Below are 15,051 nucleotides of genomic sequence, written 5' to 3' on the forward strand. Positions count from 1 at the left end.
GAGCAGCGGTTGCTGACCGATCTCGCGCCGATCACGCCGGAGTCTTCCGTGATCCCGGTCTATTCCTCGGTGACCGGCGAGGTGACGGACACGGCCGGCTGGGATGCCGGGTACTGGTACCGGAACCTGCGGACCACGGTGCGGTTCGAGGAGGCGCTCACGGCCGCGCTGGATGCCGGTGACCGTGTCGTGGTGGAGGTGAGCCCGCATCCGGTCCTGGTGCCCGCGGTGCAGGACATCGTCGACGGCCGCGAGGACGCGGTGCCCGTCGCGGGCACGCTGCGGCGCGGCGAAGGATCCCTGCACCGCATGGTGCTGGCGGTCGCGCAGGCCTTCACCTGCGGCCTCGTGGTGGACTGGACCAAGGTGTTCGCGGGCCGGGACGCCGTGCGGGTGCCGCTGCCCACGTACGCGTTCCAGCACGAGCGCTACTGGCCCGATCCCGAACCGCTTGCCGAGCGGGTCGCGGTGGATCCGGCCGACGAGCGGTTCTGGGCCTCGGTGGAACAGCAGGACGTGCGGTCGGTGGCCGAGACGCTCGGGCTGGACAGCGGCGTGGTTGCGGCCATGGTGCCGGCGCTGGCGTCGTGGCGCGCTCGCCGCCGGGACGAGCACGCGGCCGACGGCTGGCGCTACCGGGAGACGTGGAAACCACTCGGTGGCAGCCACTTCCAGGTGACCTCCGGACGCCGACTGGTCGTGGTCCCGGCCGGGAAGAGCGATGACGCCTGGGTGAGTGACGTGGTTGCCGTGCTCGGCGCGGGCACTCTCGTGTTGGAGCACAGCGACGATGCGGCGTTGAGCGGCAGGCTGCGGGCCGCACTCGACGCCGACGTCCCGGTGACCGCCGTGCTGTCCCTCACCGCAGCGCTGGAACCGGACACGACCACCGCGCTCGCTAGCACCATCGCCCTCCTGCGGGCACTGCGCGACACCGGTGCGCCGCCATTGTGGGTGGCGACTCGGGGCGCGGTGTCGGTCGGCGGCCAGGATCCGGTGACGGCTCCGGGGCAGGGCGCCGTGTGGGGCCTGGGCCGCGTCGCCGCGCTGGACCAGCCCGGCTTGTGGGGCGGTCTGGTCGACCTGCCCGAGATCCTGGACGCGCGCAGCGCGCGCCTGGTCACCGCGGTGATGTCGGGCACCTCGGGTGAGGACCAGGTGGCCGTGCGCCCGTCGGGGTTGTTCGGCCGGCGGCTGGTCCACGCGCCGGCACCCCGATCCCGTGCCGGGGCGTGGACGACCTCGGGGACGGCGCTGATCACCGGTGGCACCGGCGGGCTGGGCGCGTACGTGGCCCGGTGGCTGGTGGAGCGGGGCAGTGACCACGTCGTGCTGGTGAGCCGACGTGGCCCCGACGCCGAGGGCATGAATCAGCTGCGGCTGGAACTGGAGGTCGCCGGCGCCGACGTGACGGTGGTGGCGTGCGACGTGGCCGACCGGGCGGCGCTGGCCGACGTGCTCGCCGTCATTCCCGAAGACCGTCCACTGCGGACAGTCGTGCACGCCGCGGGTGTCGTGGGCGAAACGGCACCACTGCCGTCGATGACCCGGGACCAGCTCGAATGGCCGTTGCGGGTCAAGGTGGACGGCGCACGGCATCTGGACGAGCTGACCCGGGACCTGGACCTCGACGCGTTCGTGCTGTTTTCCTCCGGCGCGGCGGCGTGGGGCAGCGGAGGGCAGGCGGGTTATGCCGCGGGCAACGCGTTCCTCGACGCGCTGGCGCTGCACCGCCGTTCGCAGGGCCGGACCGCGACCTCGGTCTCTTGGGGGGCATGGGATCAGGTCGGCATGCTGAGCGGTTCGGGTGTGGCACAACGGCGGGACCAGCTGACCGCACTGGGCGTGGTGCCGATGCGGCCCGAGCTCGCGATCACCGAGTTGGAGCACGCCGTGCGGGAGGGCGAGACCTCGCTCGTGGTCACGGACATGGACTGGGCGCGGTTCGCGCCGGTGTTCACCGCGATGCGACCGAGTGCGCTCCTGTCGGACCTGTCGGAGGTCCGGGCGGCGTTGAACGGTAGCGGGCAGGGCACCGAAGCACCCGGCGGGTTGCGAGGTCGGCTGACCGGTCTGTCCGAGGCGGACCGCGAGCGGGCGGTGCTGGAGCTGGTTCGCGGTTCCGCCGCGGTTGTGCTCGGACACAGCTCGGGCACGCAGGTTCCGCGGGAGAAACCCTTCAGCGAGCTGGGTTTCGACTCGCTGACCGCGGTCGAGCTGCGGAACCTGCTGCAATCGGAATCGGGTGCCGCGCTGCCCGCCAGTGTGGCCTTCGACTATCCGACGGCGGCCCGGCTGGCCCACTACCTCAGCGGCGTCCTGGAGCTGGGTGCGGCCGTGGAAGCCGAAGTCGTCGCGGAGCCGCCGGCGCTGCCGGACGAAGACGAGACGGCCCTGCTCGCCGCGAACGCGGACGACCTCATCGACCTCGCGCTGCGCGAAGACTGACCGGAACCGGGAGCTCACGATGACTGCGTCTGTGGACAGGCTGACGGAGGCCCTGCGCGCCTCACTGCTGGCCAACAAAAGGCTGAAGCAGGAGAACAAAGCCCTGACCGAGGCGGCGCACGACCCGGTCGTCCTCGTCGGGATGGCGTGCCGGTTCCCGGGCGGTGTGCGGGGGCCGGAGGACCTGTGGCGGCTGGTCGCGAACGGGGCCGAGGGCATCGGCCCGTTCCCCCTGGACCGAAGCTGGGACCTCGATGCCCTGCTGGGCACCGACGGCCCCGGTTCCGGGATCTCGGCGACGGGCGAGGGCGGCTTCCTCGAGGGGCCGGGTGACTTCGACGCGGCGTTCTTCCGGATGTCACCGCGCGAAGCGCTGGCGACCGATCCGCAGCAGCGGCTGTTGCTGGAGGTCTCGTGGGAGGCGCTGGAACGCGCCGGGATCGATCCCTCGTCGCTGGCCGGGAGCCGGACCGGGGTGTTCGCCGGCGTCTACCAGTCCGGTTATAACGAGCTTCTCTCGCGTGCCGATGAGCAGCTGCGCGGTCACCAGATCACCGGTGGCGCGCCGAGCGTGATCTCCGGCCGGGTCTCCTACACCCTCGGGCTGGAGGGCCCCGCGGTGAGCGTGGACACCGGCTGCTCCTCGTCCCTGGTCTCGATGCACCTGGCCGCCCAGGCGCTGAGGGCGGGGGAGTGCACGCTGGCGCTGGCCGGCGGGGTCGCGGTGATGGCCGCGTCCGACGCGTTCGTCGGGTTCACGGCACAGGGCGGCCTCGCCACCGACGGCCGGTGCAAGTCCTTCGCCGACGCCGCCGACGGCACGGGATGGTCGGAGGGTGTCGGGATCGTGGTGATGGAGCGACTGTCCGACGCCCGCCGCCACGGCCATGAGGTGCTGGCGGTGTTCCGCTCGAGCGCGATCAACCAGGACGGAGCCTCCAACGGCCTGACCGCGCCGAACGGGCCGTCGCAGCAACGCGTGATCCGGCAGGCGCTGACCGCCGCCGGTCTGTCCGCTTCGGACATCGACGCGGTGGAAGCCCACGGCACAGGGACGAGGCTGGGTGATCCGATCGAGGCGCAGGCGCTGCTGGCGACCTACGGTCAGGACCGCCCCGAGGGACGGCCGCTGTGGCTCGGCTCGCTGAAGTCCAACATCGGCCACACCCAGGCGGCCGCCGGTGTCGGTGGCGTGATCAAGATGGTCATGGCGCTGCGGCACGGAGTGCTGCCGAAAACGCTGCACGTGGACGCGCCGACCACGCAGGTCGACTGGGCGCAGGGCGACGTGCGCCTGCTGACCGAATCCCGGCCCTGGCCCGAAAGCGGCCACCCCCGGCGTGTCGGGGTGTCGTCGTTCGGCGTCAGCGGAACGAACGCGCATGTGATCCTCGAAGCGCCCACCGACGCGGGCTCGCCCGCCGCGGCCCCGTCCGGCCCCGGTGTTTTCGGCGCCACAGGCGTGGTGCCGTGGATCCTGTCGGGGAAGACCGAAGACGCCGTGCGCGCGCAGGCGGCGAAACTGCTGGCGCATCTGGAAGCGGATCCGGCGCCGGGGCCGGTCGACGTGGGTTGGTCGCTGGTCACCACGCGGGCGATGTTCGAGTACCGCGCCGTGCTGCTGGGCACCGAGCGCGACGAACTGCTGACCGGGCTGAGGGCTGTCGCGTCCGGTCAATCCGCTCCGGGCACGACGCTGGGCACAGCGGCCGAGGACAACCAACTGGGCGTGTTGTTCACGGGGCAGGGTGCGCAGCGGGTCGGGATGGCGCGTGGGCTCTATGAGGAGTCGCCGGTGTTCGCGGCCGCGCTGGACGAGGTCTGTGCGGAGCTGGATCCGTTGTTGGACAGGCCGTTGTGTGAGGTGATGTGGGGCGAGGACGTCGAGTTGATCCACGAGACGGGGTGGGCGCAGCCTGCGTTGTTCGCGGTCGAGGCGGCGTTGTTCGAGGTGCTGCGGGCGTTCGGGATAACCCCGGACTATCTGCTGGGACATTCGATCGGTGAGGTCACGGCGGCCTACGTCGCCGGGGTGTGGTCGTTGAGTGACGCGTGTCGGGTGGTGGCGGCGCGGGCGCGGTTGATGCAGGCGCTCCCTTCGGGTGGGGCGATGGCCGCGATTTCGCTGCCCGAGGCCGAAATAGCCGAGATCCTGCCGGAGACCGTGTCGGTCGCGGCCGTGAACACGGCGGACTCGGTGGTGGTCTCCGGGCCGCGCGAAGCCGTGGACGGTGTCGTCGAGGCCGTGTCCGGGCAGGGACATCGGGTGTCGCGGCTGCGGGTGTCGCACGCGTTCCATTCGTCATTGATGGAGCCAATGCTGGCGGAGTTCCAGCAGGTTCTGGAGTCGGTGAGCTTCGCCCCGCCGCGGATTTTGGTGGTGTCGAACCTGACCGGGGTCCGGGCGACGGACGAGGAGTTGTGTTCGCCGGAGTACTGGACCCGTCAGGTGCGGTCGGCGGTGCGGTTCGCCGATGGTGTGCGCTGGTTGGGCGAACAGGGTGTCACGGCGCTGGTCGAGCTCGGGCCGGACGGTGTGCTGTCGGGCCTGGCGCGGCAGAGCTGCCCGCCGGAGACGGTCGTCGAGCCGTTGCTGCGCCGCGAACATGGTGACGTGCCGACCCTGGCGTCGGCGTTGGCCCACCTGTGCGCGCAGGGCGTCGAAGTGGACTGGACCACGCTGTTCGCCGGCCGTGACGTCACGCGGGTGCCGCTGCCGACCTACGCCTTCCAGCACCAGCGGTACTGGCACACCTCTAGCGGTTCGGCCGACGTGTCGGCGGCCGGCCTGACAGCAGCGGAGCATCCGCTGCTGGGGGCGATGCTGCCGTTGCCACAGACGGACGGGCTCGTGTTCACCAGCCGGCTCTCGGTGCGCACCCACCCCTGGTTCGCGGATCACATGGTGCGTGGTGCCGTGGTGTTCCCCGGCGCCGGTCTCGTGGAGCTGGTGATCCGAGCCGGCGACAGCGCCGGCTGTGACCGGCTCGACGAGCTGGTGCTGGAGACTCCGCTCGTCCTGCCCGCGCAAGGTGGAGCTCAGCTTCAGGTCGTCGTCGGCGAGGACGATGCGCACCGGCGCGCTGTCGCGGTGTACGCCCGGCCGGACGGCGAAGAGACCTGGACCCGGCACGCCACAGGCACCGTTAGCTCGGCCGCGACCAGGCCCGCGGACGACGCTCCGTTCGACGTGCTCGGTCGGCAGTGGCCCCCGGCGGGCGCGGCGCCACTGGACACCGAGCGGTTCTATGAGCGGCTCGGCGGTGGTGAGTTCGCCTACGGACCGGCGTTCCGGGGTCTGCGCGAGGCGTGGCGGGACGGCGACCGGATCCTCGCCGAGATCGAGCTGCCCGAGCCCGGCCGCGGTTCGGCGGAGTCGTTCGGAATCCACCCCGCTCTGCTGGACGCGGCATTGCACGCGATGGTCTTCGCGGACCTGGAGTCGGCCGGGGTCGGCTGGCTGCCGTTCAGCTTCGCCGACGTCGTGCTGCGGGCCTCGGGCGCCTCGCGGTTGCGGGTGGCGCTGACCCGGACGGGTTCGGACGAGGTCACCATCGCGGTCGCGGACGACACCGGGGCGCCCGTGCTGTCCGTCGGCTCGCTCGCCGTGCGGCCGCTGGCCGCCGGCAGCCTCACCGCCGATGACGTCGGCACTCTGCTGAAGCCGGAGTGGACCGCGATCACTGGCACCGCCGCGGCGGCGGACGAGTGGCTGGTCGCGGATCCCGCCGACGTGACCGCCGTGGCGGCCGGCGCCGAGCCCCAGGCGGTGGTCCTGGCGGTTTCGGGCGACCCGGAGGCAGTGGTCGCTTCCACACACGAGCTGACGGGCCACGTGCTGCGGCAACTGCAGCAGTGGTTGTCGGACGGCCGGTTCGCCTCGATCCCGCTGGTGGTCGCGACCTCGGGTGCGATCGCCGCGGAGCGGGAGCCGGTGCGCGACCTGGCTGCCGCGGCGGTGTGGGGCCTGGTGCGGTCGGCGCAGACGGAGCATCCCGGCCGCTTCGTCCTGCTCGACGCCGACTGCGCCGTGGACGCCGACGTGCTGGGTCAGGTCCTGGCCGCCGACGAGCCGCAGCTGGCGGTGCGGAAAGGGCAGCTCCTCGCGGCCCGGCTGACGAGAACCGGACCGGCCGACGAGCTGGCCGCGCCGCGGGACACGCCGTGGCGGCTGGAGTCCACCGAGAAGGGCATGCTGGAGAACCTCGCGTTGCTGCCGTGCCCCGAAGCGGCTGAGCCGCTGGAGAGCGGGCAGGTCCGGATCCGGGTGCACGCGGCCGGCCTGAACTTCCGCGATGTGCTCAACGCGCTGGGGATGTACCCCGGCAAGGCGGGACCGCTGGGCGGCGAGGCGGCGGGCGTGGTCACCGAGACCGGCACCGGTGTGACCGGCCTGCGCGTGGGCGATCGCGTGATGGGCCTGGTCCCCGGCGGGTTCGGGCGCGTCGCGGTGACCGATCACCGGCTCCTGACGGTCGTGCCGGATGGATGGTCGTTCACCACGGCCGCCTCCGTGCCGATCGTGTTCCTTACGGCTTACTACGGCCTGGCCGATCTCGCGGGTCTTCGCACCGGGGAGTCGGTCCTGGTGCACGCGGGTGCCGGTGGTGTGGGTCTGGCGGCGATCCAGGTCGCGCGGCACCTCGGTGCGGAGGTCTACACCACCGCGAGCGAGGGCAAGTGGGACGTCCTGCGTGAGTGGGGTGTTCGGCCGGACCGCCTCGCGTCCTCGCGGGATCTGGGCTTTCGCGAGGCTTTCCGCACCGCCACCGCCGGGCGGGGCGTCGACGTTGTGCTCAACTCCCTGGCGGGGGAGTTCGTGGACGCCTCGCTGGACGTGCTCGCGTCCGGCGGCCGGTTCGTGGAGATGGGCAAGACCGACGTCCGCTCGGCCGAGAGCCTCACAGACCGGTACCCCGGCCTGAGCTACCACGCCTTCGACCTGACCGACGCCGGCGCCGAGCGCGTCCAGCGCATGCTGCGTGAGCTCGTCGACCTGTTCGAAGCCGGCGTCCTGCGGCCGCTGCCGGTGACCACGTGGGACGTGCGGCAGGCGCCGGAGGCGTTCCGGTTCATGAGCCAGGCCAGGCACGTCGGCAAGTTGGTACTGACCGTGCCCCACGAGCCGGACGTCGAGGGCACCGTGGTGATCACCGGTGGCACCGGCGCTCTGGGCGCTGTGGTGGCGCGGCATCTGGTCGGCGAGCACGGTGTCCGGCACCTGATGCTACTGAGCCGCCGCGGCCCGGATGCCCCGGGAGCAGCGGAGTTGGTCGCCGAGCTGGCCCGCCACGGCGCCGAGGTCACGGTGGCCGCGTGTGACGTGACGGATCGGCGGGCGTTGGCGGACGCGCTCGCGTCCGTCACCCCGGAGCATCCGCTGACCGGGGTGGTGCACACAGCGGGGGTGGTCGACGACGGGGTGCTCGGCTCCCTGTCACAGGACCAGATGGACCGGGTCCTGTCGCCGAAGGCGGACGCGGCCTGGCACCTGCACGAGCTGACCCGGGACCTGGATCTCTCGCTGTTCCTGGTGTTCTCGTCGCTCAGCGGGGTGCTCGGCAGCGGCGGCCAGGCGAACTACGCGGCGGGCAACTCGTTCCTGGACGCGCTGATGCAGCGGCGGCGGGACCTCGGGCTGCCCGGACTGTCGATGGCGTGGGGGCCGTGGACCACCGAGATCGGCATGGCCGGCACCTTGTCGCGGACCGACCTCCAGCGGCTCGCGCGTTCGGCGATGCCACCACTGACCACGGAGCAGGGCATGGACCTGTTCGACCGGGCGGCGCGTTCCGCGCAGCCGGTACTGGGACTCGCTCGCCTGAATCTGCCGGCACTGCGCAAGCAGCAGGACCTGCCCGTGTGGCGCACGCTGGCCGGCGGGCGCAGGCGCGCCGCGAACCGCCGCTCCACCGGCAGGGGACTGGGCGGGCAGCTCGCGTCGATGTCCACAGCGGACCGTGAGCGGGCGCTGGCCGAGCTGGTCCGCGAATCCGCCGCCACAGTGCTGGGACACAGCTCGGGTGCCGGGATCGATCCGGCCCGGCTCTTCAGCGACTTGGGGTTCGACTCGCTGACCGCCGTCGAGCTGCGGAACCTGATCCAGGCCAGGACCGGGATCGCCCTGGTGGCCGGCGTGGTGTTCGACCACCCGACCGTCACCCGGCTCGCCGGGCACCTGGCGGACCGGTTCGACGACTCGCGCAGGACGGGGCCGATCGCCGTGCCGGAGCTGGTGTCCGTGGCCGCCGACCCGATCGTGCTGGTCGGGATGGCGTGCCGGCTCCCGGGCGGGGTCACGGGTCCGGACGACCTCTGGCGGCTCGTCAGTGAGGCGGGGGACGGGATCGGCCCGTTCCCGGTCGATCGCGGCTGGGACCTGGACGAGCTGGTCGGCCCGGACGGGACCGGCATGTCGGCCACCGGCGAGGGCGGCTTCCTCACGGGCGCCGACGAGTTCGACGCGCCGTTCTTCCGGATCTCGCCCCGCGAGGCGGTGGCGACGGACCCGCAGCAGAGGTTGCTGCTGGAGGTCTCGTGGGAGGCGCTCGAGCAGGCGGGCATCCTCCCGGACACGCTGGCGGGCAGCCGGACGGGGGTGTTCACCGGCGCCTACCAGATGGGCTACGGCGAACTGGTCGCCCGGTCCGACGACCAACTGCGGGGACACCAGATCACCGGCGGCGCGACAAGCGTGATCTCGGGCCGGGTCGCCTACACGCTCGGTCTCGAGGGGCCGGCGGTGAGCGTGGACACGGCGTGCTCCTCGTCGCTGGTCGCCATGCACCTGGCAGCGCAGGCTCTGCGCGCCGGTGAGTGCTCGCTCGCGCTCGCCGGTGGTGTCACGGTGATGGCCACGCCGGAGGCGTTCGTCGGGTTCACGATGCAGGGCGGGCTGTCCGCGGACGGCCGGTGCAGGTCCTTCGCCGAGACCGCGAACGGGACCGGCTGGTCCGAAGGCGTGGGCGTGGTGGTGATGGAGCGGATGTCGGACGCGCGCCGTAACGGTCACGAGGTGCTGGCGGTGCTGCGGTCGAGTGCGGTGAATCAGGACGGTGCGTCGAACGGTTTGACGGCGCCGAACGGTCCGTCTCAGCAGCGGGTGATCCGGCAGGCGCTCGCCGCGGCCGGTCTGTCCGCTTCGGACGTGGATGTGGTGGAAGCGCACGGCACCGGGACGCGGCTGGGCGATCCGATCGAGGCCGACGCGCTGCTGGCGACGTACGGTCAGGATCGGCCGGAAGACCGTCCGTTGTGGCTGGGCTCGTTGAAGTCGAACATCGGGCACGCGCAGGCGGCCGCGGGTGTCGCGGGTGTGATCAAGATGGTGTTGGCGCTGCGCCACGGAGTGCTGCCGAAGACCCTGCACGCCGAGCGGCCGACCACGCAGGTGGACTGGGCGCGGGGCGAGGTGCGGCTGCTGACCGACGCCGTCCCGTGGCAGGAGAACGGGCATCCGCGCCGGGCCGGGGTGTCGTCGTTCGGCGTCAGCGGCACGAACGCCCACGTCATCCTCGAGGCCCCGGCCGAAACCGGCGCGCCGCAAGAGGCCGCGCCGGGCACCGGTGTGGTCGGTGCCGACGGTGTGGTGCCGTGGGTGCTGTCGGGCCGGTCGGACGAGGCGGTGCGGGCGCAGGCCGCCCGGTTGCTGGAGTACGTGGAGGGCGCGCCCTCGGTGCGTCCCGTAGACGTGGGCTGGTCGCTGGTCACCTCGCGTACCGCGTTCGATCACCGGGCCGTGGTGGTGGGCGGCAACCGGGAGGAGCTGATCAGCGGAATGCGTGCGGTCGCCGGCGGTGCGCCCGGTGTCGTGCGGGGCACGGCTCGGAACGGGCACCAACTGGGCGCGTTGTTCACGGGGCAGGGTGCGCAGCGGGTCGGGATGGCGCGTGGGCTCTATGGGGAGTCGCCGGTGTTCGCGGCCGCGTTGGACGATGTCTGTGCGGAGCTGGATCCGTTGTTGGACCGGCCGTTGTGTGAGGTGATGTGGGGCGACGACGCGGAGCTGATCCACGAGACGGGCTGGGCGCAGCCGGCGTTGTTCGCGGTCGAGGCCGCGTTGTTCGAGGTGCTGCGGGCGTTCGGGACGACCCCGGACTATCTGCTGGGACATTCGATCGGTGAGGTCACGGCGGCCTACGTCGCCGGGGTGTGGTCGTTGAGTGACGCGTGCCGGGTGGTCGCGGCGCGGGCCCGGTTGATGCAAGCGCTGCCGTCCGGCGGGGCGATGGCCGCGGTCGGGATGTCCGAGGAGGAGATCGCCGGACTGCTGCCGGAGACGGTGTCGGTGGCGGCGGTCAACACCGCGGATTCGGTCGTGGTGTCGGGGCCGCAGGCCGATGTCGACCAGGTGCTGAGCCGGGCTGCGGAGTGCAATGCCCAGGTGTCGCGGCTGCGGGTGTCGCACGCGTTCCACTCGTCGTTGATGGATCCGATGCTGGACGAGTACCGACGGGTTTTGGATTCGGTGCGCTTCGAGTCACCGCGGATTCCGTTGGTGTCCAACGTGACGGGGGCGCGGGCGTCCGACGAAGAGCTGCGTTCGCCGGAGTACTGGGTGCGGCAGGTGCGGTCGGCGGTGCGCTTCGCCGACGGCGTGCGGTGGCTGGGCGAGCAGGGTGTCACCACGATGATCGAGCTGGGCCCGGATGGTGCGCTCTCCGGGTTGGCGCAGGACAGTTCGGCTGTGGCCGCCGTGCCGATGCTGCGCCGGCAGAAGTCCGGCGGGCAGTGCGACTCGGGCCTGGTGCTGTCGGCGATCGGACAGTTGTCCGCCCACGGTGTGGCAGTGGACTGGACTACGGCGTTCGCCGGTCGTGGCGCTGTCCGGGTTCCGCTGCCGACGTACGCCTTTCAGCACCAGCGGTACTGGCCCGACAAGGTGCGGGCCGCCCGGGAACCGACCGAGGACCAGGCGGACCGGCGGTTCTGGGCGTCGGTCGAACACCAGGACGTGCAAGGCCTGGCCGCGACGCTGGGACTCGACGGCGGCGTCGTGGCGCCGGTCGTTCCCGCGCTGGCTTCGTGGCGGGCCCGCCGGCACGAACAGTCCCTTGTGAACGGCTGGCGCTACCGCGAGGTGTGGAAACGGCTGGCCGTCGCGGGAGCGCCGACGACCGGACAGTGGTTGGTCGTGGTCCCGGAAGGCGCGCGCGACGACGCCTGGGCGGCGGAGGTCGCGCACGCCCTGGGCGCGAGCACACTCGTGCTCGACCACAGCGGGGCCGAGCTGACCGAGCGGCTGAAGGAAGCCGGTGAGTCCGCTGCCGGAGTGACCGGTGTGGTGTCGCTGGACGCAGTCCTGGAGCCGGGCATCACCGCCGGACTGGCGGCGACGACCTCGTTGCTGCGAGCCGTGCTGGACAGCGGCCTCGCCGCGCGGATCTGGGTGGTGACCCGGGGCGCGATGTCCGTCGGGCCCCACGACCCGGTGATCGCCCCGGCACAGGGCGGCGTGTGGGGCCTGGGCCGGGTCGCCGCACTCGAACTGCCCGCGCTGTGGGGCGGGCTGGCTGATCTGCCCGAGGTGCTCGACCCGCGCAGCGCGCGCTGGCTGGCCGCCGCGCTGTCGGGGACGACCGGCGAGGACCAGATCGCGGTGCGCCCGGCAGGTGTGTTCGGTCGCCGGCTCGTTCACGCGCCGGTGGTCAGATCCGGTGCGCCGTCGTGGACGACGTCAGGAACGGCGCTGGTCACCGGGGGCACCGGTGAGCTGGGTGCGTACGCGGCGCGATGGCTGGTCGAGCGCGGCGCGGAACACGTCGTGCTCGTGAGCCGCCGTGGTCTCGACGCCGAGGGCGCGGACGCGCTGCGGCTGGAGCTGGAGGTCGTCGGCGCCCGGGTCACCGTCGCCGCTTGCGATGTGACGGACCGGCAAGCACTGGCCGAGGTGGTGGCGGGCATCCCGGAGGAGTGGCCACTGCGGACTGTCGTGCACGCGGCCGGTGTCGTGAGCGAAGACCGTGCGCTCACCTCGGCGACCGCCGACGACCTCGACCAGCAGGTACGGGCCAAGGTCCACGGCGCGCACAACTTGGACGAGTTCACCCGCGAGCTGGAGCTCGACGCGTTCGTGCTGTTCTGCTCCGGTGCAGGCGTCTGGGGCAGCGGCGGGCAGGCCGGATTCGCGGCGGCCAACGCATACCTGGACTCGCTGGCCCGCCACCGCCGGGCGGCGGGACGCACCGCGACCGCGATCGCGTGGGGTTCGTGGGACCAAGTCGGGGCGCTGAGCGACCCGGGTGCCGCGCAACGCGAGCAGCTCCGCCTGCTCGGGGTCGTGCCGATGCGGCCTGAGCTGGCGGTCGCCGCGTTGCAGCGTGCGGTGCACGACGACGAGACCGCGATCGTCATCGCGGACCTGGACTGGGCGCGGTTCGCGCCCGTGTTCACCGCGGCGCGGTCGAGCGCCTTGCTGTCTGGGCTCCCGGAGGCCGAAGCTGCACTGACCGCAACGCGGGACGACACCGCTGTCTCCGGAGAACTGCGGGACCGGCTCGCCGGACTGTCCGAGGCGGACCGCCGAGAGGTGTTGCTCGGCCTCGTCCGTGACTCGTCCGCGGCCGTGCTGGGCCACGGGTCGAGCGCGGAGATCGAGAGCGACCAGCCGTTCAGCGAGCTGGGCTTCGACTCGCTGACGGCGGTGGAGCTGCGCAACCGGTTGCAGACGGCGACCGGGGTCGCGCTGCCCGCGAGCCTGGTGTTCGACTACCCCACAGCGAATCGCCTCGTGGACCACCTCGCCGACCGGTTCGGCGTGACGGAATCGGCCCAACCGTCGGTCGTGCCGACGTTGGTGCCGGTCACCGACGATCCGATCGTGCTGGTGGGCATGGCGTGCCGGTTCCCGGGCGGGGCGTCGAGCCCGGATGCGCTCTGGCGGCTGGTGGCCGACGGGGCGGACGGCATCACGCCGTTCCCGGTCGACCGTGGCTGGGATCTGGACACGCTGGTGGGCACCGACGGTCCCGGTTCCGGGACGTCGGCGACGGGTGAGGGCGGATTCCTCGACGAGGTCGCCGACTTCGACGCAGCGTTCTTCCGGATCTCGCCGCGGGAGGCGCTGGCGACCGATCCGCAGCAGCGGCTGCTGCTCGAAGTGTCCTGGGAGGCACTGGAGCAGGCGGGAATCGATCCGACCTCGCTGGCGGGCAGCCCGACCGGCGTGTTCGCCGGCGCCTACCAGTCCGGGTATCTCGAGCTGGTTTCCCGGGCCGACGAGCAGCTGCGGGGCCATGCGCTCACCGGTGGTGCGGGCAGTGTGATCTCCGGGCGGATCGCTTACACGCTGGGCTTGGAAGGTCCCGCGGTGAGTGTGGACACGGCGTGTTCCTCGTCGCTGGTGGCGATGCACCTGGCGGCGCAGGCACTGCGCGCCGGCGAGTGCTCACTGGCGTTGGCCGGCGGGGTGACGGTCATGGCGGCGGCGGACACCTTCGTCGGGTTCAGCATCCAGGGCGGCCTGGCCGTCGACGGCCGATGTAAGTCGTTCTCGGACGACGCGGACGGTACCGGGTGGTCCGAGGGTGTCGGTGTGGTGGTGCTGGAGCGTTTGTCGGACGCGCGCCGCAACGGTCACGAGGTGCTGGCGGTGTTGCGGTCGAGTGCGGTGAATCAGGACGGTGCGTCGAATGGGCTGACGGCGCCGAACGGGCCGTCGCAGCAACGCGTGATCCGTCAGGCGTTGGCTGCGGCCGGTCTGTCCGCTTCGGACGTCGATGTCGTCGAGGCGCACGGCACCGGGACGAAGCTCGGTGATCCGATCGAGGCGCAGGCGGTGCTGGCGACCTACGGTCAGGACCGGCCCGAGGGTCAGCCGTTGTGGCTGGGGTCGTTGAAGTCGAACATCGGGCACATGCAGGCCGCCGCGGGAGTGGGTGGTGTGATCAAGATGGTGCTGGCGCTGCGGCACGGCGTGTTGCCGAAGACGCTCCACCTGGCCGAGCCGACCAGTCAGGTGGACTGGTCCGAGGGCAACGTGCGGCTGCTCGCCGAGGCGATGCCGTGGCCGGAGCACGACCATCCGCGCCGGGCCGGGGTGTCCTCGTTCGGCGTGAGCGGGACCAACGCGCACCTGATCCTCGAAGCCCCCGCCGACTTGCCTGCGTACCCGCCCGCCGCCGGCGCCGACGGGGTGGTGCCGTGGGTGCTCTCGGGCAGGACCGAGGAAGCGGTGCGGGCGCAGGCGGAGCGACTACTGGAGTTCGTCGAGGCGGATCCCGCACCGCGTCCGGTGGACGTCGGGCACTCGCTCGTCGGCTCGCGGGCCGCGTTCGACCATCGGGTCGTCGTGGTGGGCGGCGATCGGGACGAACTCGTCGCCGGGCTGCGCGCCGCCGCTGCCGGTGAGCCCGCGCCGGCCGTGGTCCGGGGGACCGCGCGGACCGGGAACCAGGCCGTGTTCGTGTTCCCCGGCCAAGGCGCGCAGTGGCTCGGCATGGCGCAGGACCTGTACACGGAGTCCCCGGTGTTCGCCGAGTCGATGTGGGAGTGCGCGAGGGCCTTGGAGCCGTTCGTGGACTGGTCGCTGGAGCAGGCGCTCGGTGACGAGGCGGCGTTGGAGCGCGTGGATGTGGTGCAGCCGGTGCTGTGGGCGGTGATGGT

Annotated in this window: 2 protein-coding genes; both read left to right on the forward strand. The window is 72.2% G+C overall.

Annotated features, from left to right (window positions below):
• A partial coding sequence (locus ACIQCZ_RS41915; protein ID WP_402291390.1) for an SDR family NAD(P)-dependent oxidoreductase occupies positions 1-2,448 on the forward strand: 2,448 nt, incomplete at its 5' end.
• Positions 2,449-2,479: 31 nt separating this feature from the next.
• Positions 2,480-15,051: type I polyketide synthase (locus ACIQCZ_RS41920; RefSeq protein ID WP_402291392.1), on the forward strand; the 12,572-nt coding region annotated here is incomplete at its 3' end.

The organism is Streptomyces sp. NPDC093149 (genome assembly GCF_044754145.1).
Lineage (GTDB): Bacteria > Actinomycetota > Actinomycetes > Streptomycetales > Streptomycetaceae > Streptomyces.